This window comes from Pseudomonas sp. KK4, from assembly GCF_001984065.1.
Lineage (GTDB): Bacteria > Pseudomonadota > Gammaproteobacteria > Pseudomonadales > Pseudomonadaceae > Aquipseudomonas.
In genome coordinates this window covers 1-24,850 of the sequence record NZ_LYVP01000081.1, presented here as the reverse complement: position 1 = coordinate 24,850, position 24,850 = coordinate 1, and the positions used below count along the sequence as shown (strand labels likewise).

General features: G+C 59.4%; 24 protein-coding genes and 1 pseudogene. 19 read left to right on the top strand and 6 right to left on the bottom strand.

What is annotated here, in order from left to right:
* The 11 genes and pseudogenes from B0W55_RS30980 to B0W55_RS21775 form a co-directional block, all read left to right on the top strand.
* A partial coding sequence (locus B0W55_RS30980) for a hypothetical protein (protein ID WP_218189770.1) occupies positions 1 to 255 on the top strand: 255 nt, incomplete at its 5' end.
* Complete coding sequence (gene flgB / locus B0W55_RS21820) at positions 236 to 643, top strand: flagellar basal body rod protein FlgB (RefSeq protein ID WP_077047985.1); 408 nt, start codon at positions 236 to 238, stop codon at positions 641 to 643. The genes B0W55_RS30980 and flgB, both read left to right, overlap by 20 nt.
* Before the next feature lie 3 nt (positions 644 to 646).
* On the top strand, positions 647 to 1,090 hold the full coding sequence (gene flgC, locus B0W55_RS21815; RefSeq protein ID WP_007937507.1) for a flagellar basal body rod protein FlgC: 444 nt from the start codon (positions 647 to 649) through the stop codon (positions 1,088 to 1,090).
* Positions 1,091 to 1,105: 15 nt separating this feature from the next.
* Positions 1,106 to 1,828 carry a flagellar hook assembly protein FlgD gene (gene flgD / locus B0W55_RS21810; protein ID WP_077047984.1) on the top strand — a complete coding sequence of 241 codons (723 nt, stop codon included), beginning with the start codon at positions 1,106 to 1,108 and terminating at the stop codon, positions 1,826 to 1,828.
* A 31-nt stretch (positions 1,829 to 1,859) separates the two neighbouring features.
* On the top strand, positions 1,860 to 3,176 hold the full coding sequence (gene flgE / locus B0W55_RS21805) for a flagellar hook protein FlgE (protein WP_077047983.1): 1,317 nt from the start codon (positions 1,860 to 1,862) through the stop codon (positions 3,174 to 3,176).
* A 393-nt stretch (positions 3,177 to 3,569) separates the two neighbouring features.
* Positions 3,570 to 4,106 carry a carbonic anhydrase gene (locus tag B0W55_RS21800; RefSeq protein ID WP_077047982.1) on the top strand — a complete coding sequence of 179 codons (537 nt, stop codon included), beginning with the start codon at positions 3,570 to 3,572 and terminating at the stop codon, positions 4,104 to 4,106.
* Positions 4,107 to 4,151: 45 nt separating this feature from the next.
* The gene (locus B0W55_RS21795; RefSeq protein WP_083743217.1) at positions 4,152 to 4,562 is read left to right on the top strand and encodes a hypothetical protein; all 411 of its coding nucleotides are present in this window, start codon (positions 4,152 to 4,154) and stop codon (positions 4,560 to 4,562) included.
* Between the two features lie 228 nt (positions 4,563 to 4,790).
* Positions 4,791 to 4,898 (top strand): annotated as a pseudogene (locus tag B0W55_RS31255) (GlxA family transcriptional regulator); the annotation flags it as partial.
* Between the two features lie 132 nt (positions 4,899 to 5,030).
* The gene (locus B0W55_RS21785) at positions 5,031 to 5,963 is read left to right on the top strand and encodes a GlxA family transcriptional regulator (protein ID WP_077047980.1); all 933 of its coding nucleotides are present in this window, start codon (positions 5,031 to 5,033) and stop codon (positions 5,961 to 5,963) included.
* 169 nt (positions 5,964 to 6,132) lie between these two features.
* Positions 6,133 to 7,107 carry a nitrilase-related carbon-nitrogen hydrolase gene (locus B0W55_RS21780; RefSeq protein WP_077047979.1) on the top strand — a complete coding sequence of 325 codons (975 nt, stop codon included), beginning with the start codon at positions 6,133 to 6,135 and terminating at the stop codon, positions 7,105 to 7,107.
* A gap of 116 nt (positions 7,108 to 7,223) precedes the next feature.
* On the top strand, positions 7,224 to 7,742 hold the full coding sequence (locus B0W55_RS21775; protein WP_077047978.1) for a carboxymuconolactone decarboxylase family protein: 519 nt from the start codon (positions 7,224 to 7,226) through the stop codon (positions 7,740 to 7,742).
* Between the two features lie 104 nt (positions 7,743 to 7,846).
* Here the strand turns inward: B0W55_RS21775 and B0W55_RS21770 are convergent, their stop codons facing one another.
* Entirely contained in the window at positions 7,847 to 10,741 is a 2,895-nt protein-coding gene (locus B0W55_RS21770; RefSeq protein WP_077047977.1) for a ribonucleoside-diphosphate reductase subunit alpha, read from the bottom strand.
* A gap of 736 nt (positions 10,742 to 11,477) precedes the next feature.
* On the opposite strand from B0W55_RS21770, the gene B0W55_RS21765 reads away from it, so the two are divergent.
* Positions 11,478 to 12,200: a winged helix-turn-helix domain-containing protein gene (locus tag B0W55_RS21765; RefSeq protein WP_077047976.1), complete on the top strand. Its 723-nt coding sequence runs from the start codon at positions 11,478 to 11,480 to the stop codon at positions 12,198 to 12,200.
* The gene (locus B0W55_RS21760; RefSeq protein WP_077047975.1) at positions 12,197 to 13,807 is read left to right on the top strand and encodes an ATP-binding protein; all 1,611 of its coding nucleotides are present in this window, start codon (positions 12,197 to 12,199) and stop codon (positions 13,805 to 13,807) included. Before B0W55_RS21765 ends, B0W55_RS21760 begins: the two co-directional genes overlap by 4 nt.
* 122 nt (positions 13,808 to 13,929) lie before the next feature.
* On the opposite strand, the gene B0W55_RS21755 is transcribed toward B0W55_RS21760, so the two are convergent.
* Entirely contained in the window at positions 13,930 to 14,655 is a 726-nt protein-coding gene (locus B0W55_RS21755; RefSeq protein WP_077047974.1) for a 4'-phosphopantetheinyl transferase, read from the bottom strand.
* Positions 14,656 to 14,741: 86 nt separating this feature from the next.
* Positions 14,742 to 15,533 carry a dienelactone hydrolase family protein gene (locus tag B0W55_RS21750; protein WP_077047973.1) on the bottom strand — a complete coding sequence of 264 codons (792 nt, stop codon included), beginning with the start codon at positions 15,531 to 15,533 and terminating at the stop codon, positions 14,742 to 14,744.
* A gap of 144 nt (positions 15,534 to 15,677) precedes the next feature.
* Here B0W55_RS21750 and B0W55_RS21745 point away from each other — a divergent pair, with 144 nt between their 5' ends.
* From B0W55_RS21745 to B0W55_RS21735, 3 genes are read left to right on the top strand one after another with little or no spacing between them, the layout of a single operon-like run.
* Positions 15,678 to 15,995: a hypothetical protein gene (locus tag B0W55_RS21745; RefSeq protein ID WP_077047972.1), complete on the top strand. Its 318-nt coding sequence runs from the start codon at positions 15,678 to 15,680 to the stop codon at positions 15,993 to 15,995.
* Between the two features lie 55 nt (positions 15,996 to 16,050).
* Entirely contained in the window at positions 16,051 to 16,728 is a 678-nt protein-coding gene (locus tag B0W55_RS21740) for a response regulator transcription factor (RefSeq protein ID WP_077047971.1), read from the top strand.
* On the top strand, positions 16,725 to 18,071 hold the full coding sequence (locus tag B0W55_RS21735) for an ATP-binding protein (RefSeq protein WP_077047970.1): 1,347 nt from the start codon (positions 16,725 to 16,727) through the stop codon (positions 18,069 to 18,071). Before B0W55_RS21740 ends, B0W55_RS21735 begins: the two co-directional genes overlap by 4 nt.
* A gap of 128 nt (positions 18,072 to 18,199) precedes the next feature.
* Here the strand turns inward: B0W55_RS21735 and B0W55_RS21730 are convergent, their stop codons facing one another.
* Positions 18,200 to 19,213: an AraC family transcriptional regulator gene (locus B0W55_RS21730; protein ID WP_077047969.1), complete on the bottom strand. Its 1,014-nt coding sequence runs from the start codon at positions 19,211 to 19,213 to the stop codon at positions 18,200 to 18,202.
* A gap of 339 nt (positions 19,214 to 19,552) precedes the next feature.
* Here B0W55_RS21730 and B0W55_RS21725 point away from each other — a divergent pair, with 339 nt between their 5' ends.
* Together B0W55_RS21725 and B0W55_RS21720 are read left to right on the top strand one after the other, a co-directional pair.
* On the top strand, positions 19,553 to 20,887 hold the full coding sequence (locus B0W55_RS21725; protein WP_077047968.1) for a dicarboxylate/amino acid:cation symporter: 1,335 nt from the start codon (positions 19,553 to 19,555) through the stop codon (positions 20,885 to 20,887).
* A 145-nt stretch (positions 20,888 to 21,032) separates the two neighbouring features.
* A complete protein-coding gene (locus B0W55_RS21720) occupies positions 21,033 to 22,214 on the top strand; it encodes a CaiB/BaiF CoA-transferase family protein (RefSeq protein WP_077047967.1) in 1,182 nt (393 codons plus the stop codon).
* 116 nt (positions 22,215 to 22,330) lie between these two features.
* On the opposite strand, the gene B0W55_RS21715 is transcribed toward B0W55_RS21720, so the two are convergent.
* Together B0W55_RS21715 and B0W55_RS21710 are read right to left on the bottom strand one after the other, a co-directional pair.
* The gene (locus tag B0W55_RS21715; protein ID WP_077047966.1) at positions 22,331 to 22,825 is read right to left on the bottom strand and encodes a SprT family zinc-dependent metalloprotease; all 495 of its coding nucleotides are present in this window, start codon (positions 22,823 to 22,825) and stop codon (positions 22,331 to 22,333) included.
* Between the two features lie 156 nt (positions 22,826 to 22,981).
* Entirely contained in the window at positions 22,982 to 23,584 is a 603-nt protein-coding gene (locus B0W55_RS21710; protein WP_077047965.1) for a Yip1 family protein, read from the bottom strand.
* A gap of 374 nt (positions 23,585 to 23,958) precedes the next feature.
* On the opposite strand from B0W55_RS21710, the gene ttcA reads away from it, so the two are divergent.
* Positions 23,959 to 24,783, top strand: coding sequence for a tRNA 2-thiocytidine(32) synthetase TtcA (ttcA, locus tag B0W55_RS21705; protein WP_077047964.1), 825 nt, complete (start codon positions 23,959 to 23,961; stop codon positions 24,781 to 24,783).
* Positions 24,784 to 24,850: the final 67 nt, after the last annotated feature.

The window sequence follows — 24,850 nt, the reverse complement described above, 5'->3', positions numbered from 1 at the left end:
GACATTTCCTTGTCTGGATACCCGCATTCGCGAGCAAGCCCGCTCCCACAAGAGATGATTTTTGACCAGGGAAAAGCGGCAGAAAAGCGGCAGACGGCGGAAACCCGTTGCCGCTTTTCTGGCATTGCCGCCTTGCCACTGCCGGCAAAGCCCCGGTTTACGGGCCTTTTTGAATTGGCATGCCGCTTGCTATGTCCATCGTACGAAAAATCAGGTCACCCAAAGGTTTCCCGACATGAGCATCAGCTTCGATAACGCACTCGGCATTCACGAAAAGGCTCTGGGCTTCCGCGCCCAGCGTGCCGAAGTCCTGGCCAACAACATCGCCAACGCCGACACCCCGAACTACAAGGCTCGGGATCTGGAATTCTCCAAAGTGCTCGAGGCACAAAGCGAAAAGGCCAAGAACGGCACGTTCGCCTTGAACATGACCAACAGCCGTCATATCGAAGCGCAAGGCCTGGGCGATGGCGACGAGTCGCTGATGTACCGCACGCCGATGCAGCCCTCGATCGACCAGAACACCGTGGACGCTCAATTGGAACAGTCGAACTACGCCGAAAACGCGGTCAACTTCCAAGCCAGCTTCACCCTGCTCAACAGCAAATTCAAAGGGCTGGTCTCAGCCCTGCGCGGGGAGTAAGTCATGTCTCTATCCAGTGTTTTCAACATTGCCGGTAGCGGCATGAGTGCCCAGACCACTCGCTTGAACACCGTCGCTTCGAACATCGCCAACGCCGAGACGGTCTCGTCGAGCATCGACCAGACCTACCGTGCGCGCCACCCTGTGTTCGCCACCATGTTCCAGGGAGGCCAGAGCGGCGGCAGCGATTCGCTGTTCCAGAATCAGGACGCCGCCGGTCAAGGCGTGCAGGTCCTGGGTGTGGTCGAAGACCAGAGCAACCTCGAGGCGCGCTACGAGCCGAACCATCCGGCGGCCGACGCCAAGGGCTACGTCTACTACCCGAACGTCAACGTGGTGGAAGAGATGGCCGACATGATCTCCGCGAGCCGGTCGTTCCAGACCAACGCCGAAATGATGAACACCGCCAAAACCATGATGCAGAAAGTACTGACCCTCGGTCAGTGATAAGGGGCGACTCAGATGAGTGTTTCCGATACCACCAGTGGTTTGTCGATCAACGACATCCTGGCCAATTCCTCGGTCAAGACCAACAAGGATACTGATGCCCTGGCATCGGCGGCCAACAGTGCCACCGGTAAAAAAGCCCTGGGCAAGGATGCGTTCCTGCAACTGCTGGTGACCCAGCTGAAAAACCAGAACCCGCTCGAACCCCAGGGCAACGGCGAGTTCGTGGCGCAATTGGCGCAGTTCAGCAGCCTGGAAGGCATCACCACCCTCAACGACACCGTGAGCGGCATTGCCGGCACTTTCGGTTCGTCCCAGGCCTTGCAGGCTTCGTCGCTGGTGGGCCGTTCGGTCATCGCGCCGGGCGACAAGGCCGTGGTCGACACCACCAAGGGCATGACCGGTTCGGTGGTACTGCCACAGTCGGTGGCGCAAACCGACGTGAAAATCACCGACAAGGACGGCAAAGTCATTCGCACCATCACCCTGACCGACCAGAAGGCCGGCAACGCCAGCTTCACCTGGGATGGCAAGGATGACGCGGGCAACGTGGCGCCGTCGGGTACCTACACCTTCGCGGCGACCACCACCATCGATGATCAGAGCGTTGCGCTGATCACCAACCTGCCGGCGACCGTCAACAGCGTGACCATCAGCCAGACCGGCGGTGAGTTGATGCTCAATCTGGCCGGGCTGGGCAGCGTCGCCCTGTCCAAAGTGCAAACCATTGGTATATAGAGCCGACTAACCCGGCACAAAGGAGTGGAACATGTCTTTTAACATCGGCCTTAGCGGTCTCTATGCCGCCAACAAGCAACTGGACGTGACCGGCAACAACATCGCCAACGTGGCCACCGTCGGCTTCAAATCGTCCCGCGCGGAATTCGAAGATGTGTACTCGGCCACTCGGCTGGGCACAGGCACCAAGACCACCGGCAGCGGTGTGCGCCTGGCCAACGTGTCCCAGCAGTTCACCCAGGGTGACATCAACAACACCGGCAACGTGCTGGACATGGGCATCAACGGCTCCGGCTTCTTCGTGCTCAACGACAGCGGCTCGCTGTCCTACACCCGTGCCGGTACGTTCAAGGTCGACAAGGAAGGCTACGTCACCAACACCGACGGCACCGCCCGTCTGCAAGGCTATGGCGTGGACGCCAATGGCAAGATCATCAACGGCGTGCTGACTGACCTGCGCATCGACACGTCGAACCTGGCGCCGAAGACCACCACCACCGTTTCGTCGACGATCAACCTGGACTCCAAGTCCGATGTGATCGACACCGTGGCCAACCCGTTCGACCCGAGCAAGCCGGGGACCGCTTTCAACAAGCAGTTCAGCACCCAGATTTTCGATACTCAAGGCAACACGCACCAGATGGATCAATACATGGTCAAGACGGGTGCCAACACCTGGGACGTCTATACCTTGATCGATGGTCGTAACCCCAACGGCAGCGATCCAATGAACGCCGCTTCGCGTCCGGTCCCGTCGACCATGGCGTTTGACACCAGTGGCAAGCTGGTTTCGGTGACCACCCCGGGCACGCCTCCAGTGGTCAGCCCTGATCTGAAAATCACCGGCTGGATTCCCGGCAAAGTGACCAATGGCGTCTGGGCAGCCAACGGCGCAGCCTCCGACCCGGCGGGCGTGACGGTCACCATGACCAACACCACGCAATTCAACGCCGACAGCGCTCGCTCCATCCCTGCGCAAAACGGCTACGCCACTGGCCAGATCACCAACCTGACGATCGACGGCAGCGGCGTCATGCTGGCCAACTTCAGCAACTACCAGACCAAGCCGATCGGTCAACTGGCCCTGGCCAGCTTCACCAACGAACAAGGCCTGCAGCCAGTGGGCGGCACCAGCTGGAAGGAAACCTACGCTTCGGGTCAGCCAGGCTACGACGCACCGCAAACCGGCAGCCTGGGGGAGATTCACTCCAATTCCCTGGAAGAGTCCAACGTCAACGTGACCAACGAACTGGTCGAATTGATCAAGGCGCAGAGCAACTACCAGGCGAACGCCAAGACCATCTCCACCCAGAGCACCATCATGCAGACCATCATCCAGATGACCTGATGCCAGGTTGAGCTGCACAGGAAACCCCTCGAAAGAGGGGTTTTTTTATGGGCCGGATAAACAACACATACGCAGATCCAATCGACACATGCATGGGTTTGCATTCATTGCATGGCCTAAAAGGTGGCATCAATGACATTGTGGACTGTGTCGCATGCTCGCAAAATAACACCCATGCCGAGTGCAGATACTAGTACTCAAATAAGTCCTCTTTCATGTTTGGCTAAGTATCTTTGCTTTTTATTGTGACCGCTTGATGAGTTGGCCGCCGACTTTAGTTGCAGTGGTTACTGGATCAATAGCAAGCAAAACTAACAGCGCCAGATTGTTTTTATGTCGCGAAAACAGTGCCGGCTAATCATCCATAAACTCAACCAAGTAGCAGGAGGAATAATGAGCGTAGTAGACGATCTTACCCAACGTAATAAAGCCTTTGTCGACAGTGAGTTCGATGTAAATCTCAACATCATGCCGTCCATGAAAACAGTGATCATTGGCTGTGTAGATCCAAGGGTCGACCCGGCGAACATTTTCGGTTTGAAACCAGGCGAGGCGGCGGTTATTCGCAATGTGGGCGGGCGTATCAATCCGGCCACGCTTCAGAATATGGCTATCGTGCGATCAGTCGCTGTCGCTGAAGGGAAGGATGTCGGTCCGGGATGGAATTTGATTGTGCTTCATCATACCGATTGTGGCATCACGCCTTGCCTGGCCCATGCCCCCGCATTACTGGCAAAAAACCTGGGTGTAGAGGTGACCGAACTCGACAATTTGGCGATCCCTGACCCCTACGCAGCGGTAGCCCTGGATGTCGCTGCACTCAAGGCCAACCCACAGTTGCCAGGCGGATTCCTCGTAACCGGCATGGTTTACGACGTGGCGACAGGCAAAGTTGAGGTTGTTGTGCCGTCTGCGCTGTTGCGCCCTTAACAGTGAAGCGTGACAGGCATTTATTGATTATCCAGAGGTAAAGACATGACGGTTAAAAAGTTGATAACCCGGTTGGCATTCGTAACTTCGGCGGGGCTGGCACTAGCGTTGTCCAACGCTGCCATTGCCCAACCGCTGCCGAAAGTCCCTACGACGAAAATAATTGCAGTAGGCACCATTACACCCGGTTCCACCCAGGAAGCGATCAGTGCCGCTCTGCCTCAAGAGGTTCGAGAGACCGTTCAACTGAGCCTGGATGGAAAAATTGAGCAGTGGAACGTTCGCAACGACAAACAGGGGGTTGTGTTCGTGCTGAATATGACCAATGTTGAAGAGGCGCGCGCGATATTTGCCAAGATGCCATTGGATCGAGCGGGTTTGATAACGTTTGAATTTATCCCCGTCGGTCCCTTGTCGCCACTTTCACTGCTGCTGACGCCACCGCCCCATCAATAATGCTTTTGTTGGTTCCAACTTTTAAGTTTATAAGCGCCCGGGTCGCAAACATCCCGAGTTGTATTTATGCCGTGCTCTTCGTTCGGGGGATGTGCGGCATTTTTTTGCTCGCAGGTACGCGTTCTTAACGTGGTGTGATGTATACGAGTGCTCGGCTCATGCTGGAAATCGGAATTATCATTTACCCTCAATTTCAGGTGTTGGGGCGCGCGATATGCAGCGCGCTCGACGATTGATCGTGTCGCTTTCGATACCGGGTTTGGAGATCGCGAACGCATGCGTCGGGCTTTTCTCAGCGCTTTTGGCCAACCCCCGCAAATGATTCAGCGCGCCTGACGAATTTGACAATGGTCGCCTAGCCCCTTGGCTCCGGCGGGTCATTGGCGTTTACTCAGGAATGGAGTACAACCGCAATGTAAAAGCCTGCGATGCATACGCAGGCCGCATTGGGGGACGGGAGATGGTGCCATGCAGAATATAGGTCTGGTTCTCTACCCGGGTTGCCAGGTGCTGGGTCTTTCAATGTCTGCAACCTTTGAAATCGCGAACATGATTGCCAAGGATGAAGTGTATGGCATGACGCTGCTTTCAGAGCACGGCGGTTTGATCCAGACTTCCGCGGGCTTCAGTGTGAATACCGAGGCTTTCGATCAACGCATGTTCGACACGCTGATCGTCCTGGGCGATAACGTAGTCAGACTCCCCTCCAAAGGTCTGGTCGAGTTTCTACACCGCTCCAGCCCCTTTACCCGACGTCTTTGCTCCATCTGTACCGGTTCGGCAGCGCTGGCAGAGGCCGGCCTGCTCGATGGACGCCGTGCGACCACCCACTGGGCCCATGCGCAAGACCTGAAGAAGGGCTATCCGAACATCAAGGTTGATGAGGACCGCATATTTATCAACGACGGCCCAATCTGGACGGCGGCCGGGATGACCGCCTGCCTTGATCTTGCCCTCGCGTTGGTTGAAAACGATCTTGGCCCGCAAACCACACGCCTGGTGTCCAAAATGCTGGTTGTCTACCACCGCCGTGCGGGGGGGCAGTCACAGTTCTCCGTCATGCAAGAGCTTGATCCGAAGTCTGACCGTGTGCAGGCTGCGTTGACCTTTGCAAGGCAACACCTGAAGGCGGACTTGTCCGTTGAAAAACTGGCTTACGCGGTCAATATGAGTCCGCGGCAATTCAGTCGGGTTTTTCATAATGAAACGGGAAAATCCCCAGCCAAAGCCGTCGAGAATCTGCGGGTTGAATCTGCAAGAATCATGATGGAAACCGGCAACCATTCCATTGATGTAATCGCAAGAGAGATAGGTTTTGGCGACCGTGAGCGCATGCGCCGTGCGTTTATCAGAGCCTTCGGTCAACCCCCTCAGGTTTTTCAAAGAGCCAATCGTGCCTGATCGCCTTTCAGGCAACCCTGACCCAATCCGGACGTTGTCCCTGTCTTGAGCCTTTAAGAGTGATCGCGAGCCGATGACCGAAAAGGTGGCAACTGCGTCCTACGGACAATAAATTTCGTCTGTAATCTTTTCCTCGCTGACCATCAATCCACCAGCGAGGAATACTTCCATGACTATCGTCAGAGCTGCTGCCGTACAAATTGCGCCCGTTCTCTACAGCCGTGAAGGCACCGTTGCCAAGATCGTCGACAAGATCAAGGCGCTCGGCGACAAGGGCGTGCAGTTTGCCGTTTTCCCAGAAACCATCGTTCCGTACTACCCCTACTTCTCGTTCGTACAGACTCCATTTGAAATGGGCCGCGAGCACTACAAACTGTTGGAAAATGCAGTCGTCGTGCCTTCGGCCACAACCGATGAAATTGGCAAGGCGGCAAAAGCTGCAAACATGGTGGTCTCCATCGGCGTCAACGAACGTGATGGCAGCACCCTGTACAACACCCAACTGCTGTTTGATGCCGACGGCACCCTGATCCAGGCTCGCCGCAAGCTGAACCCGACTTATCACGAGCGCATGATCTGGGGCATGGGTGATGCATCCGGCCTCAGGGCCGTCGACAGCAAGGTAGGCCGCATTGGCCAACTGGCTTGCTGGGAGCACTACAACCCGCTGATCCGTTACGCGCTGATCGAAGACGGCGAACAGATTCACGCCTCGATGTACCCAGGTTCATTCGCCGGTGATCTGTTCACCCGTCAAATGGAAGTGAGCATTCGCATGCACGCTCTGGAGTCGGCCTGCTTCGTGGTCAACTCCTGCGCCTGGCTGCATCCGGAGCAGCAAGCGCAAATCATTGCTGACACAGGGTGTGACATTGGCCCGATTTCTGGAGGCAGTTACACCGCGATCATCGACCCGCAAGGTGAAGTGTTGGGCGAAATGACCGAAGGCGAGGGTGAAGTGATCGTTGATATCGACCTGTTCCATATCCAGATCCGCAAGCGCCAGATGGATTCTCGCGGCCACTACAGCCGTCCGGAACTGCTGAGTCTGAACATCGACCGCACTGCGCACCGCCATGTCCATGAGCGCGATGCAACCAAGAAAGTCGTCGAGGCAGAGAAGCCGGCTGAAGTCATCCAGTAACGGATGCAACAGAGCCTGTTTTCCAAACGCTGATTGACTCTCGATTTCACAACGCTGATGTGTCAGCCACTGAAGTTGTGCGCGTGATTATTGATTTATTGATGAAGGAAAATACGATGTCTCGTATCGAAGTGCTTAGTGCTGATAAAACTCCAGAAGCTTCCCGTCCTCTGCTTGATAGCGTTGAAAGCGCCTATGGCGTGGTATTCAACGTATTTAAAGTGTTGGCGCATTCACCCGCAGCATTGGGCAGCTATTTGCAGTTTTATCAAACGAACGAAACCAGCTCGATGACGGCCAAACAGCGTGAAATCGTTGCCTTGGCAGTCTCACAGGTCAATGGCTGCGAGTACTGCACATCGGTTCATACTGTGGTCGGTGGCAAGGTCGGCCTGACTGCGCAACAGGTGCTTGGTGCTCGCGACGGAAGTCTGGATGCCTATTCTGTTTTTGCTCGGGAAGTCACTCTCAGTCGCGGCCAGGTCAGCGATGACGTGTTGGCTGCTGCCCGTTCAGCTGGCCTCACGGATGCGGTGATTGTTGAGGTTATCGCTCAAATAACACTGCTTACGTTCACCAACCTGCTGAACAATGTGGCGAAAACCACCCTGGATTTTCCACCGGTGCCAATGTAAGCCCACCATTGAGTGGGTATCGGCTGACAAAAGAAAACCCCCGACACACCAGAGGTCTGTCGGGGGTTTGCAGTCAAGCGCCTTTCAGCGCTCAGCGGTTCAGCTTATTGGCAAGCCTCGCAATCCGGCTCATCGATGGCGCAGGCCTTCGGCACTGGAGCAGGACCTGCCGGAGCGGCCAGGACCGAGTCGTCGCCGTGGTTGCCGCCGCTGGAAACAGCGTTCAGCTTACCGGTGTTGATGGTCGACTTCTCGGTGCTGGTCGCGGCCAGGGCACGGAGGTAGTAAGTGGTTTTCAGACCGCGGTACCAGGCCATGCGGTAGGTCACGTCCAGCTTCTTGCCCGATGCGCCAGCGATGTACAGGTTCAGCGACTGAGCCTGGTCGATCCACTTCTGACGACGGCTTGCCGCGTCGACGATCCACTTGGTGTCCACTTCGAACGCGGTCGCGTAGAGCTCTTTGAGTTCCTGCGGGATGCGCTCGATCTGCTGCACCGAACCGTCGTAGTACTTCAGGTCGTTGATCATGACCGAGTCCCACAGACCGCGAGCCTTGAGGTCGCGAACCAGGTACGGGTTGATCACGGTGAATTCGCCCGACAGGTTCGATTTCACGTAGAGGTTCTGGTAGGTCGGTTCGATCGACTGCGAGACGCCGGTGATGTTGGCGATGGTCGCGGTCGGTGCGATGGCCATGATGTTGGAGTTACGGATACCTTTCTGCACACGGGCGCGAACCGGTGCCCAGTCCAGGGTTTCCTTCAGGTCGACATCGATGTACTTCTGGCCACGGGCTTCGATCAGGATCTGTTGCGAATCCAGCGGCAGGATGCCCTTGGACCACAGCGAGCCCTGGAACGTCTCGTAAGCGCCACGCTCGTCAGCCAGGTCGCAGGACGCCTGGATCGCGAAGTAGCTGACCGCTTCCATGGACGTGTCGGCGAACTGCACGGCAGCATCGGAACCGTAAGGAATGTGCTGCAGGTACAAAGCGTCCTGGAAGCCCATGATGCCCAGGCCGACCGGACGGTGCTTGAAGTTGGAGTTCTTCGCTTGCGGCACCGAGTAGTAGTTGATGTCGATCACGTTGTCGAGCATGCGCACGGCGGTGTTCACGGTGCGTTGCAGCTTGGCGGTATCGAGCTGGCCGTTCACGATGTGATTCGGCAGGTTGATCGAGCCCAGGTTGCAAACGGCGATCTCGTCCTTGTTGGTGTTCAAGGTGATCTCGGTGCACAGGTTCGAGCTGTGGACCACGCCCACGTGCTGCTGCGGGCTGCGCAGGTTGCACGGGTCTTTGAAGGTCAGCCATGGGTGGCCGGTTTCAAACAGCATGGACAGCATCTTGCGCCACAGGTCTTTGGCCTGGATGGTCTTGAACAGCTTGACCTTGCCCGGGTACTCGGTCAGGGCTTCGTAGTACTCGTAGCGCTCTTCGAAAGCCTTGCCGGTCAGGTCGTGCAGGTCCGGCACTTCGGACGGCGAGAACAGGGTCCACTTGCCGTCATCGAAGACGCGCTTCATGAACAGGTCAGGGATCCAGTTGGCGGTGTTCATGTCGTGGGTACGACGACGGTCATCACCGGTGTTCTTGCGCAGCTCGATGAACTCTTCGATGTCCATGTGCCAGGTTTCCAGGTAGGCACAGACAGCGCCCTTGCGCTTGCCGCCCTGGTTAACCGCAACGGCGGTGTCGTTGACTACTTTCAGGAACGGGACGACGCCCTGGGACTTGCCGTTGGTGCCCTTGATGTACGAACCCAGCGCACGAACCGGCGTCCAGTCGTTGCCCAGGCCACCGGCGAATTTCGACAGCATGGCGTTGTCGTGGATCGCGTGGTAGATGCCCGACAGGTCGTCCGGTACGGTGGTCAGGTAGCAGCTCGACAGCTGTGGACGCAGGGTACCGGCGTTGAACAGGGTCGGGGTCGAAGCCATGTAATCGAAAGACGACAACAGGTTGTAGAACTCGATGGCACGGGCTTCACGGTCTTTCTCTTCGATCGCCAGGCCCATGGCCACGCGCATGAAGAAAATCTGCGGCAGTTCGAAACGCACGCCATCCTTGTGGATGAAGTAACGGTCGTACAGGGTTTGCAGGCCCAGGTAGGTGAACTGCTGGTCGCGCTCGTGGTTGATCGCAGCGCCGAGTTTTACCAGGTCGAACTTGGCCAGCTCAGGGTTGAGCAGCTCGTACTCGATGCCCTTGGCGATATAGGCAGGCAGGGCCTTGGCGTACAGGTCGGCCATTTCGTGGTGGGTGGCGCTGTCGGCGACACCGAGGAAACCCAGGCCTTCGGCACGCAGGGTGTCCATCAGCAGGCGGGCGGTCACGAACGAGTAGTTCGGCTCACGCTCGACCAGGGTACGGGCGGTCATCACCAGGGCGGTGTTGACATCGGTCAGGGCCACGCCGTCGTACAGGTTTTTCAGGGTTTCGCGCTGGATCAGGTCGCCGTCGACTTCTTCCAGGCCTTCGCACGCTTCGGTGACGATGGTGTTCAGGCGACCCATGTCCAGGGGGGCGAAGGTGCCGTCGGCGCGGGTGATGCGGATCGATGGGTGAGCGTTGACCGCTTCTTCGGCCGGGGAGTGCGCAGCGCGCTCCTTGGCACGGGAATCACGGTAGATCACGTAGTCACGTGCGACTTTCTGTTCGCCGGCACGCATCAGGGCCAGTTCGACCTGGTCCTGGATTTCTTCGATGTGGATGGTGCCGCCCGACGGCATGCGACGCTTGAACGTGGCAGTGACCTGCTCGGTCAGGCGCGCCACGGTGTCGTGGATTCGCGACGAAGCGGCAGCGGTGCCGCCTTCAACTGCGAGAAACGCTTTGGTGATGGCGACGGTGATCTTGTCATCGGTGTAAGGAACGACAGTGCCGTTACGCTTGATCACGCGCAGTTGGCCAGGCGCGGTGGCGGACAGATCCGAATTCGAATCGGCGGCCTGCGGCAAGGTGCCCTGCGGGTTCTCGCGAGTTGTGTCGGTTTGCATGGGGGTGTGTCTCCACATTCTCTATGTTTGTTTGGGCACCATCACGGTGCCCACCGTTCTGTCCTGAAGCACTACAACCGACGGGCGTCGGGCATATCAACTTCGGGACAGTAGGAAAAAAGGCTAATGATGCCGCTTCCTTGCCGAAGTCATTGATGACGAGCCTGGGCTCGACACCGGATTCCTTTCAAGGGTGACAGTGATGACTGCAACACCCGTACCGTTCTGGCCGTTCCGGCCTGAAAAAACGGTGCCATCCGCCAGTGCGGTTTGGGCTTGTAAAATGACGCGTCGTTCAACCGGAAACAGGCAAATAAAGCGCTTGAGTTTCCGGCCTGAAATGTGGTGGGGCTTTTAAGGCAAAACCCTACATGTAGGGTTTTTTTAGCGCCGTGCTACAAGATAATGCGTTTTCGAGGGGGTTGCAACGTGCTGCCTGTGGATAAACCTGTGCGTAAATTGTGTGTGAAAGAGCGAATCGGCGTGTAGGCCGCGATGCTGCTGCATCGGCCCTTTTTTCAGCAATTTTCGAGGGTCGAAAACAGCCCGGCAGATTTTTAAGGGCGCGAACCCTATCACAAAAAACCGCCTTGTCCGAACGCATTTACCGGCTTGTGTTCTGTGGGGCCGACGTTTATACAATCGGCCAGCCCGTAGGAAATTTAACCTCTCCAAATATTACAAAAAGACGGGCGGATCCTTCCTTATTAGTGTTCTTGGCAAGTAGAGGTCACCCGTGGAGCAACAAGCCTGGCAGATACTGATTGTGGAGGACGACCAGCGTCTGGCCGACCTGACCCGCGATTATCTGCAAGCCAATGGCCTGCGTGTGTCGATCGAGGGCAATGGCGCCCTGGCGGCGGCACGCATCATCAAGGAGCAGCCGGACCTGGTGATCCTCGATCTGATGCTCCCCGGTGAAGACGGCCTGAGCATCTGCCGCAAGGTCCGTGACCGTTACGACGGAGCGATCCTGATGCTCACCGCGCGCACCGACGACACCGACCAGATCCTCGGCCTCGACCTGGGCGCCGACGACTACGTGTGCAAACCGGTGCGCCCGCGCCTGCTGCTGGCGCGCATCCAGGCCTTGCTGCGGCGCAGCGAAACGCCGGAAATCGGCCCGGAAAAACAACGACGCCTGCAATTTGGCCCGCTGGTGGTGGACAACGCCTTGCGCGAAGCCTGGCTGCACGACAACGGTATCGAGCTGACCAGTGCCGAGTTCGATCTGCTCTGGCTGCTGGTGGCCAACGCCGGGCGCATTCTGTCCCGGGAAGAAATCTTCACCGCCCTGCGCGGTATCGGCTATGACGGCCAGGATCGCTCCATTGATGTGCGCATTTCCCGTATCCGTCCGAAAATCGGCGACGATCCTGACCATCCGCGGCTGATCAAGACCATCCGCAGCAAAGGCTACCTGTTCGTCCCCGAGGCCTGCGCGGACTCATCCCCGTGAACTCGATCTTCCTGCGCATTTACGGCGGCATGTGCGCTGCGCTGATTCTGGTGGCGGTACTCGGCGTCCTGGCGCTGCACATGCTCAACCAGGTGCGCAGCGAGCAATACCGCGAACGGCTGGCCCACGGCACGTTTTCCCTGATGGCCGACAACCTGCAACCCATGAACCTGACCGAACGCCACCGCGCGCTGCTGGTGTGGGAACGATTGCTCGGCATTCCCCTGGCGCTGAAAACCTTCAGCGAGACCGATCTGGACCTCACCCAGCGCACCCGCGTATTACGTGGCCAGGCCCTGGTGGAGCAGACCGGGCCGCACGCGGCGCGGGTCTACCGCCTGGTCAGCGACAAGGAACAACTCGTTTTGACCGGTGATGTGCAGCAGATCAGCGAGCAGTTGGCCCGGGCGACCATTTACCTGCTCACCGACGAACTGGTGCGCTACCCGGTGGGCGAGCAACCGGTGCGCCTGGCGCAATTGAAGCAGGACAAAGGCTTCGGGTTCGACTTGCGCCTGGTCACGGTGGAAGACGCCGACATGGACGAAGACCAGAGTCGTCGAGTGTCTGAGGGCGACACCGTGATGGCGTTGGGCAAGGGCGGCGATTCGATCCGGGTGTTCGCCGGCATGGTCGGCACGCCCTGGGTGCTGGAAATCGGCCCGCTCTACCAGATGAATCCCTATCCGCCTGAGTGGCTGGTGCTGATCGCGGCCCTGGGCCTGACCCTGATCGGTTTGATCGTCTACCTGTTGGTGCGCCAATTGGAGCGCCGCCTGCGTGGCCTGGAAGCAGCGGCCACGCGCATCGCCAAGGGCAGCCTGGAAACCCGGGTGCCTGCCCGTGGTGCGGACTCCGTGGGGCGACTGGCGTCGGCGTTCAACGGCATGGCCGAACACCTGCAGCAACTGCTGGCGATCCAGCGCGAACTGGTGCGCGCGGTGTCCCACGAATTGCGCACACCGGTGGCACGCCTGCGCTTTGGCCTGGAAATGATCGGTTCGGCAACCACGCCGCAAGCCCTGGAAAAATACTGCGAGGGCATGGACCACGACATCGAGGACCTCGACCGTCTGGTGGACGAGATGCTGACCTATGCGCGGCTGGAACAGGGCTCGCCGGCGCTGATTTTCCAGCGCATCGACCTCGATGCCCTGGTCAATCAGGTGATCGAGGAACTGGCGCCATTGCGCCCCGATGTCACGGTCCAGCGCGGCTTGTGCCTGTCGGCTGCCGACTGCGATGACGCCTGGGTGGAGGCCGAGCCGCGTTACTTGCATCGGGCGATCCAGAATTTGGTCAGCAATGCCATGCGTCACGCGCAATCACGGGTGACCATCAGCTATCAAGTGGGGCAGCAGCGTTGTCGCGTGGATGTTGAAGACGACGGGCCGGGCGTGCCGGAAATCGCCTGGGAGAAAATCTTCACCCCGTTCCTGCGCCTCGACGACAGCCGCACCCGCGCATCGGGCGGGCATGGGTTGGGCTTGTCGATTGTGCGGCGGATCATCCATTGGCATGACGGTCGGGCGCTGATCGGCAAGAGCAAGAGCCTGGGCGGGGCGTGTTTCAGTTTGAGTTGGCCGAGGAATCAGGAGAAGCGCTGAGTGTTGTGGTGAATGTCCCGACGCCCTCGCGAGCAAGCCCGCTCCCACAGGTGTTGTGTGCACCACGGCCCCTGTAGGAGCGGGCTTGCCCGCGAAGAGGCCGGCTCAGGCGATGAAAATCTTCAAGCCTTGATACTGACCAGACTCAACAACTGCCCATCCTGCACCCCGAACTGCGCACCCAGTTCGGTACCGTTGCGCCATTCACTGGACAGGTCGGTCAACAACCGCAACCGCACCTCACCAGCCTCGGTCCACTCCAGCACTTCGGCATGTTCAAAATAGAAGCGCTGTTGAACGATCGGGTACAGCGCCTTGAACAGGCTTTCCTTGACCGAAAAGGTCAGGGTCACCCACAGCGCCAGTTGATCGCGCCGACCTGCCGCCATGCGTTGCAGCTCCGGCGGTGTAAGGATTTCCCCCGCCAGGCGTTCGGCGCGTTCGGCGTTGAGCAGGTTCTCCATGTCCATGCCCAAGCCACGCCAGTGGCTTTTTTGGGCGACGATTGCCGCAGCGCGCCCGGTGCTGTGGGTAATCGAACCGCTGATATGTGCCGGCCACACCGGTGCGCGGTCTTCGCCGATGGCCGGGCTGAGGCTCAGGCCTTCGAGCTGCTGCAAGGCCGCCCTGGCGCAGAGGCGCCCTGCAAGAAACTCGGCCTGACGCTTGGCGACCGAACGCTGGATGCTCGGCGGCGCCTCGATATCGCTGCGCTGGAAATCATCGCTGCGCAGTTGCGAGGTGTCGAAGTGGGTGCTGAGCAAAACCGTATCGGGTAGCGCAAAGGGCAGCGGCCAGTGGGCATCGAGGGGCGTGCAACAGACGGGCAGGGCGGGGATGGAATTCATGTGCGCATTTTGCCGGGTTGCCTGAAAACTGGGTAGTGGCATAGGGTTTTTGTGGCGAAGGAGCAAGCCCCCTCGCCACCAAGCGGTCAGCTGAATATTTTCTTGAAAAACGCCTGCATATCCGCCCACGACGACTCATCCGCCGCCTTGTTGTAACCAATATCCGGCCCGCCATGATCGCCGTGGCTCAAGCGATCCGCGTCGGGGTTGGTAAAGCCGTGCTTGGCGCCATCGAGACTGACGAACTTGTAGTCGGCCCCGGCCTTGTCCATCTCGGCCTTGAAGGCGGCGACGTTATCCTGCGTGACCATGCTGTCGAGCGCGCCATGTTCGACCAGGATCTTCGCCTTCACGCTGCCCGGTGTCGCCGGAGTATTGGTCGCCAGCGCACCGTGGAAACTCACCACGCCGGCCAACGGCACACCCTGGCGCGCGGCATTGAGCACCACCGCGCCGCCGAAGCAGTAACCGATGGCCGCCACTTTGTCAGGGTTGGTCTGTGGTTGTTTCTTCAGCAAGTCGAGCCCGGCCTGAAAGCGTGCACTGGACGCGGCACTGTCTTTCATCGCCGCCTGCATGAAGGCCATGGCGTCCTTGGGATGTTCGGTGTTCTTGCCGTCGCCATACATATCGATGGCCAGAGCGCTGTAACCCAGGCCGGCGAGGTCGCGGGCACGGCGTTTGGTGTAATCGTTGAGCCCCCACCATTCATGCACCACCACGACTCCCGGGCGCGGGCCCTTGATCGCGTCGTCGTAAGCGTAATAGCCGATCAGCTTGGTGCCGTCGGCACTCTGGTAGGGAATCTCCTGGGTCTTGATGGCGGCCTGGCTAAATCCGCTCAAGGCCAGCAAGAGCAACGCGAAGAACATGCGCATAGTCCAATCTCCTGTCGAAAACCGTGAAAACAATCGCTTCGGGTTGATTCAGCTTAGGTTCAGATTGCGTTCAGGGGGAGTTCAGGGCCCGGTCAGTAACCTTGGCGCTACCAAAAAAGCGCACAGCGCGTGAGGACACTCCCTATGACTGGCTTGAAAAACCTGATTCTGGCGTTCACCGTTGTCGGCGTCAGCGCTGCCGCCCATGCCTCCGACGGTCACTTCACCCGACCTTCTTCTGGACAGACCGCCAACAAACTCAAAAAGTCCGGTGTACTGAGTTATTCGAACGTGGCCACCGTGGTCGCCGATAACAGCGCCTGGGGCGCGCACCTGACCGGCCAGAACAGTCAGAGCGGTTATTACGCCACGTATGAGAATGTGTCGGTATCCCACAATGGCATTAAACTTCGCGAGCAGGACCTCATGGGTCGCTACGATCTGGGCGGCGAGTATTCGTGATTCCAGCCATTGAGAAGGTCATGCCTCTGGAGCTGTTGATGTGCAGGAGAGCGTTATGAAGCTGCTGGTCGTTGAAGATGAAGCACTGTTGCGCCATCACCTGCAAACCCGCCTGACGGAAAGTGGCCACGTGGTCGAATCGGTGGCCAATGCCGAAGAGGCGCTGTACCAGACCGAACAGTTCAACCATGACCTGGCGGTGATCGATCTCGGCCTGCCGGGCATGAGTGGCCTGGACCTCATCCGCCAGTTGCGTTCGCGGGGCAAGACCTTTCCGATCCTGATCCTCACCGCGCGCGGCAACTGGCAGGACAAGGTCGAAGGCCTGGCCGCCGGCGCCGACGATTACGTCGTCAAACCGTTCCAGTTCGAAGAGCTCGATGCAAGGCTCAACGCCTTGTTGCGCCGCTCCAGCGGCTTCACGCAATCGACCATCGTCGCCGGGCCGCTGATCCTGGACCTCAATCGCAAGCAGGCGACGCTCGATGAGCAACCGCTGGCGCTCACCGCCTACGAATACCGCATCCTCGAATACCTGATGCGCCATCATCAGCAAGTGGTGGCCAAGGATCGCCTGATGGAGCAGCTTTATCCGGATGATGACGAGCGTGATCCGAACGTGATCGAAGTGCTGGTCGGCCGCCTGCGTCGCAAGCTCGAAGGGCAGGCCGGGTTCAAGCCGATCGATACGGTGCGCGGCCTGGGCTACCTGTTCAACGAGCGCTGCACTTGATTCGTTCCCTGCGCGTCCGGCTGATGCTCGCCGCGACGATCCTGGCGGTGTTGTTCATGCTGGCGCTGTTGCCGGCGATGCAGGGAGCGTTCAGCCTGGCGTTGCAGGATTCCATCGAACAGCGCCTGGCGTCCGACGTGACCACGCTGATCTCCGCCGCCCGGGTGGACAACAACCGCTTGCAGATGCCGGCGCAACTGCCCGACGAACGCTTCAACCTCACCGACAGTCGCCTGCTGGGCTACATCTACGACCGTGAGGGCCACCTGGTCTGGCGTTCCAGGGGCACCCAGGAAGAAAAGATCAATTACACGCCGCGTTATGACGGGCGCGGCAACGAGTTCGCCAGAATCCGTGAAGCCAATGGCCAGGAGTTCTTCGTCTATGACGTCGAGGTCAAGCTGCTCGGCGGCAAAAACGCAGCGTTCAGCATCGTGGCGCTGCAACCGGTGCGTGAGTACGAACTGACCCTCGAGGGCCTGCGCGAAAACCTCTACCTGGGGTTCGGCGCGGCGTTGCTGGTGTTGCTGGTACTGCTCTGGAGCGGTTTGACCTGGGGCTTGCGCGCGTTGCGTCGGCTCAGCCAGGAACTGGATGAAATCGAAAGCGGCGCCCGGGAAAGCCTCAGCGAGCAGCACCCCCGTGAGCTGTTGCGCCTCACCGGCTCGCTGAACCGCCTGTTGCACAGCGAGCGTGAACAACGCAGCCGTTACCGCGATTCCCTCGACGATCTGGCCCACAGCCTGAAAACCCCGTTGGCGGTGCTGCAAGGGGTCAGCGAGGACATGGCGCAACGCCCCGCGGATCGCGACCAGGCCTGGGTGCTGCAAACCCAGATCGAGCGCATGAGCCAACAAATCAGCTACCAATTGCAACGCGCCAGCCTGCGTAAAAGCGGTCTGGTGCGCCATCAGGTGCATCTGCGCCCGGTGCTGCAAAGCCTGTGCGACACCTTGGACAAGGTCTACCGCGACAAGCGTGTGAAGGTGGCCATGGACCTGCCCCAGGACTGTTACGTGCCGATCGAGCAGGGCGCCTTGCTGGAAATGATGGGCAACCTGCTGGAGAACGCCTATCGCCTGTGCCTGGGGGAAGTGCGCATCAGCGTGCGGCAGACCCTGAGCGGCATCGAGTTGTGCGTCGAAGATGACGGCCCCGGCGTACCGCCGGACCAGCGTGCGCGCATTCTGCAACGGGGCGAGCGCCTGGATCGACAGCATCCGGGGCAGGGTATCGGGCTGGCGGTGGTCAAGGACATCATCGAGAGCTACAGCGCCAGGCTGACCCTGGGGGATTCACCCATGGGGGGCGCGGCGTTCAGGATTCTGTTTCCGGTGATATGAGGGGGCATGTGTGGTGTGCTGTCGGGCCTCTTCGCGAGCAAGCCCGCTCCCACAATGTCACTGTGTAATCCGGACAAAATGTGGGAGCGGGCTTGCTCGCGAAGAGGCCTGTCAATCCACCTCAAAGCTCAGCTTTCCTGCGCCCGATAGGCCCCCGGCGTCAGCCCCGTCCACTTCTTGAACGCCCGATGAAACGCCGAGGGCTCGGAAAACCCCAACTGCTCGGCGATCTGCTGCAAGGGCAGATCGTTGCGACTCAGGTGGTAGATCGCAATGTCGCGGCGCAACTGGTCCTTCAATTCCTGAAAACTGGTGCCTTCTTCTCGCAGATGCCGACGCAGCGTTTGCGGGCTGATGTGCAGGTGCGCGGCGACGGCGTCCAGGTCCGGCCAGGGTGAACTGTCTCGACTGAGCAGGCGCCGCAACTGACTGCTCAGGCTATGCCCGTCATCCGGGCGTGACAGCAGGTCCGCGGGCGAGCGCTCAAGAAAATGCTTGAGGGTGCGCTCGTCCTGCAGCAACGGCATGTTCAGGTAGCGACTGTGAAACACCAGGCTGGTCTGCGCCGTGACGTCTTCTGTCGTGGAAAACTTCAGCGGACAGGCGAACAACAGGTCGTATTCCGCCCCGTGTTCCGGTCGCGGGTAGCTGAACGTCGCCTGCTCCAGGCGGATGCGCTGGCCGATCAGCCAACTGCCGAAGCGGTGCCAGATCACCAACAGACTTTCGCTGAGAAAATGGTCCGGGTCGCGCAGTTGCGCATCGTCCAGGCTCAGGCGAATCAAATCGCCTTCGCGGCTCATGATCATGCGCGGGGCGTCGGGGAATAGGCTATAAAACAATAAGCCGCGGTTGAGCGCCTTTTCCAGGTGGCGGCAATGAATCACGGCATGACACATCATCGCAAAGCTGCCCGGCAGGCTGCGGCCTTGCGCGAGCCCCAGGTATTCGTCATTGAGTTCAAGGCGCAGTGACTGCAGCAATCGGGTGAACTGCTCAGGTGCGATGCGCGCCCGCGGCTCTTCGAGCAACTCGGGGCTGATGCCCAGTTGCTGCAACAGACCCGAGCAGTCGTAGCCATAGCGTTGCGCGCCGCGCAGGGCGGCACGGGCGAAATGACTGGCGATGGTACGTTCGCGCATAACAGGTCAATCCTTGCACTGAGCGGTGGATGGTAGCGGCGCTATCGAACGGTGAACAAGGCGGATATCCGCCAAATAGCAGGACGCGTTTTGGCCTGGCGGCGGAAATCCGCCACGGTGTTGTAACACTGGGTCGCTATAAAAAAACCTGCAGCCCTTGATATCAAAAGGCTTGCAGGCGAATGACCGAAGGTGGCACGGGGTTTGCGATGGTACGGGCAGATGCCTGCCGTCGCGCAGCTCGAAAAAACAAATCCCTCCAGTGCAGGAGGGTTCGCAATTGAAGTGTCGTGGGCAACAGGTGGATGTTGTCACCGCGCACTGTTGAGGAACTTTGCAATGACGACTCGTCAGCCACTGTACAAATCCCTGTATTTCCAGGTGATCGTTGCAATTGTCATCGGTATCTTGCTCGGTCACTACTACCCTCAGATCGGCGTGGCCGTGAAGCCGCTGGGTGACGGGTTCATCAAACTGATCAAGATGATCATCGCCCCGATCATCTTCTGTACTGTCGTCAGCGGTATCGCCGGCATGCAGAACATGAAATCGGTTGGCAAGACCGGCGGTTACGCACTGCTCTACTTCGAAATCGTTTCGACCATCGCCCTGTTGGTCGGCCTGGTCGTGGTCAACATCGTGCAGCCAGGCGCTGGCATGCACATCGACGTCAGCACCCTGGATGCTTCCAAGGTCGCGACCTACGTGGCCGCCGGTGCTGACCAGAGCGTCGTCGGCTTCCTGCTCAACGTGATCCCGAGCACCATCGTTGGCGCGTTCGCCACCGGCGACATCCTGCAAGTGTTGATGTTCTCGGTGATCTTCGGTTTCGCCCTGCATCGCCTGGGCGCCTACGGCAAACCGCTGCTGGACTTCATCGATCGTTTCGCCCACGTGATGTTCAACATCATCAACATGATCATGAAGCTCGCGCCCATCGGTGCCTTCGGTGCCATGGCGTTCACCATCGGTGCCTACGGTGTCGGCTCGCTGGTGCAACTGGGTCAACTGATGGCCTGCTTCTACATCACCTGCCTGCTGTTCATCCTGATCGTGCTGGGTTCCATTGCCCGTCTGCACGGTTTCAGCGTGCTGAAAATGATCCGCTACATCCGTGAGGAACTGCTGATCGTGCTGGGTACCTCGTCTTCGGAATCGGTACTGCCACGCATGCTGATCAAGATGGAGCGTCTGGGTGCGAAGAAGTCCGTCGTGGGCCTGGTGATCCCGACCGGCTACTCGTTCAACCTCGACGGTACCGCGATCTACCTGACCATGGCGGCGGTGTTCATTGCCCAGGCCACGGACTCGCACATGGACATCACCCATCAGATCACCCTGCTGGTGGTGCTGTTGCTGTCCTCCAAAGGCGCCGCGGGCGTGACCGGTTCGGGCTTCATCGTACTGGCCGCCACTCTGTCCGCCGTGGGCCACCTGCCGGTTGCCGGCTTGGCGCTGATCCTCGGCATCGACCGCTTCATGTCCGAAGCCCGTGCCCTGACCAACCTGGTTGGTAACGCCGTTGCCACCATCGTTGTGGCCAAGTGGGTGAAGGAACTGGACACCGACGTACTGCAATCCGAGCTGGCCTCGGGCGGTCGTGGCATCGCTGAAGAGCGTCCAGAGGACGACCTGGGTGTGGCAGAAGGTGCAACCCCAAGCAACGTCAAGTAACCTTCGTGGCATGAAAAAACCCGCTTCGGCGGGTTTTTTCATGCCCAGGATTTGAGCGTAACGGTCAGTGCAACTGGCGCATAAGGTGATTGCTCCCCCGCGTTCGCCTGCCTAGGCTGGTGGGTATCGTCTAGGGAGAATGTTCATGCTCGGTCCACTGGCATCACTCAAGGTTCTGGATTTCTCGACACTGCTGCCGGGGCCGTTCGCCTCGCTGCTCCTGGCCGACATGGGCGCCGAGGTGCTGCGCATCGAATCGCCGACCCGCATGGACCTGCTGCGTGTACTGCCGCCGCACGATCATGGCGTCTCCGCCAGTCACGCCTACCTCAACCGCAACAAGCGCAGCCTGGCCCTGGACCTCAAGCAGCCCGAGGCGCTGGAGGTGATCAGGCTGTTGCTCAAGGATTACGACATCGTGCTGGAGCAGTTTCGCCCCGGTGTGATGGAGCGGCTGGGCCTGGGTTACGAGACCTTGAAGGCGATCAATCCACGGCTGATCTACGTCTCGATCACCGGCTACGGCCAGACCGGGCCCTACAAGGACCGCGCCGGGCATGACATCAATTACCTGGCGCTGGCCGGCCTGGCGAGCTACACCGGTCGCGCCGACAGCGGGCCGTTGCCGTTGGGCGCGCAAGTGGCGGACGTCGCCGGTGGCTCACTGCACGGGGTGATCGGCCTGTTGGCGGCGGTGATCGCCCGGCAGCAAAGCGGCCAGGGCCAGCATCTTGATGTGAGCATGACCGACTGCGCCTTCAGCCTGAACGCCATGGCCGGCGCCGGGTATCTGGCCTGTGGCATCGAGCCCGGGCGCGAAGACCAGGTGCTCAATGGTGGCAGCTTCTACGACTATTACCGCTCGCGGGATGGGCGCTGGCTCTCGGTGGGCAGCCTGGAGCCGGCGTTCATGAAGCCATTGTGTGTGGCCCTTGGCCTGGAAGAGCTGGCGACTCTGGGGCTGTCGCCGCAATCGGCGCAGCAGAAGAAACTCAAGGAAGCGTTGAAGACAGAATTCGAAAAGCATGACTTTGCCGAACTGTCGGCGTTGTTTGCCGAACTCGATGCCTGTGTCGAGCCGGTGTTGAGTCTGGGCGAAGCGGTGCGCCATCCGCAGTTGCAGGCGCGGGAGCTGGTGACGCAAGTGCCCCGAGGGGATGGTTCGAGCCAGGCGCAGATGGCATGCCCGCTGAAGTTTTCCGAAGGGCTGCCCGAGCCACGGCATATCGGCGCGGGGTTGGGGAAGCATACGGATCAGGTGTTGGGGGAGTTGGGGTTCGGTGTGGAGCGGATTGAAGAATTGCGGCGTGCCAAGGTGATTCTCTAGCGCCTGTCAGGCCGTCTTCGCGAGCAAGCCCGCTCCCACATGGGGCCTGTGTACGGAGGTCCCGTGTGGGAGCGGGCTTGCTCGCGAAGAGGCCAGACCTGACACCACAAATCCGTCTACTCGACCCGCATCTCCCCACTGAACACCAACGTGCTGCGACACCGCCGGCACAAATACCGCCGCCCCTGCCTCACCAGACTGTGCCGCTGCGCCGAAAACGGAAAATCGCTGTCGGCGCACGGGCATTTGTAGATGTAGCGGGTCGCGCTGCGGCGTTTGACGTCGTAGGTGTGGCAGCGATTGGGCGGCAGCTCGTACACGCCGCGCATGATCAGTTGCCACTCCTCGCCGTGGGGCTGGATGCGGTCGCCGAACAACTGATGGGCGATCAGGTGGGCGACTTCGTGGGCGACGGTCTGCTTGAGGAAGTCTTCGGTGTTTTCCCGGTACAGCTGCGGGTTGAAGCGCAGCATGTTCTCGTGCAAATGCGCGACACCGGCTTTTTGCCCGCGCAGCTTGAGGCTCACCACGGGGCGTTTGAAAGGTCGTTTGAAAAAGGATTCGGCTTGTTGGAAACAGTCTTCGACGCGGGTATTGAGTTGCTCGGGCATGCTTGATGGATCTCCAGAGACGTCGAGTATGCCGCAACCCCGGGGCCTTGCGAATCGTCAAGGCGCCGAATGGTCGTGGCCGCTTCTGTTGCATCAGGCATTAAAAGGCCGCCTTGCGGCGGCCTGTGTCGGCAGTTCTGATTTTTGTAGGTGAAGCTAGTTGGTATAGACCGGCCCCACGCCGAGTCCCCAGACAATCACGGTGAACGCCATGATGGCCACCAGCACCACCAGGCCCACGGCAAGCACCGAGCTGGAAAACAGGAATCCTTCGTCCGATGGAATATTCATGAAGGTCGGCAGCCCCACATACAGCAGGTAGACGGTGTAGCAGATTGCCGCGGTGCCGATGATCATCCCCAGCCACAGGTGTGGATAGAGCGCCGCCAGACCGCCAATGAACAGCGGTGTCGCGGTGTAGGTGGCGAACGCCACGCAGCGGGCCAGGCTTGGATTGGCATCATAGGTGCGGGCCATCCAGTGAATGAATGCCCCCATCACCGCCACCCCGCCGAGCATCGCCAGGTACGACATGATCGACATCCATAGTGCGCTTTCCATTGTCAGCATCACCGGCGCTCGACTGCCGATGACCCAACCGACTTTTGTGGTACCGATAAACGCCGACACCGCCGGAATCGCCGCCAGGATCAGCGTGTGCGTCAGGTACATGTGGCTGATGCTCTCCTCCTGATCGCCACGGATGTCTTTCCATTCCTGGTCGGGGTGGGTGAAGAGTCCCACTACGTGATGGATCATGCCGGTCACTCCTCTTGTTTTTTACCGTCGCCCCCCAGTGGAGCGCCTACAGGCCAATGGCCAAGTAACGAATAGGTCTGGAATTGTGTGCGACCTTATGACGCAGTATAGGAAGGTCTTACCCTCACAAGGAGCAGGGGCTTAGAGCAAATTGCGCTGTAAAAATCGCTGTTAATCGCCGCTGGCACTGTCAACCACAATCCCCTGTGGGAGCGGGCTTGCTCGCGAATGCGGTGTGCCAGATCAGGTAATGTCCACTGACACACTGCATTGGCGAGCAAGCCCGCTCCCACGAGGGGATGGCATGCTCTTCGCCACCGGGGCGTTTTTGCGTAAAATGCCCGCCTTTCGTCACACCTCACGGATTTCGCGTCATGGGCACTCTTACGGTCAACCAGAACAAACTGCAAAAGCGCCTTCGCCGCCAGGCCGGTGAGGCTGTCGCCGATTTCAACATGATCGAGGACGGCGACAAGGTCATGGTCTGCCTGTCCGGCGGCAAAGACAGCTACACCATGCTCGACGTGCTGATGCACTTGCAGAAGGTCGCGCCGATCAAGTTCGAGATCGTGGCCGTGAACATGGACCAGAAACAGCCGGGCTTCCCCGAGCACGTGCTGCCGGCCTACCTCAAGGAGCTGGGCGTCGAGTACCACATCGTCGAGAAAGACACCTACTCGGTGGTCAAGGAGCTCATTCCCGAGGGCAAAACCACCTGCTCGCTGTGCTCGCGCCTGCGTCGCGGCACGCTCTACACCTTCGCCGACGAAATCGGCGCGACCAAGATGGCCTTGGGTCATCACCGCGACGACATCGTCGAGACTTTCTTCCTGAACATGTTCTTCAACGGTTCGCTCAAGGCCATGCCGCCGAAACTGCGTGCCGACGACGGTCGCAATGTGGTGATCCGGCCGCTGGCCTACTGCAACGAAAAAGACATCCAGGCTTATTCGGATCTCAAGCAGTTCCCGATCATCCCGTGCAACCTGTGCGGTTCCCAGGAAAACCTGCAGCGTCAGGTGGTCAAGGAAATGCTCCAGGACTGGGAACGCAAAACCCCGGGCCGTACTGAAAGCATTTTCCGCAGCCTGCAGAACGTGATCCCGTCGCAACTGGCCGACCGCAACCTGTTCGACTTCACCAGCCTCAAGATCGACGAAACCGCGGCTTCGCGCTTCGTCAACGTCGTCAACCTCTGACGTAAATTGTGGGAGCGGGCTTGCTCGCGAAAGCGGTCTGTCAGCCAACATCAATGTTGAATGACAG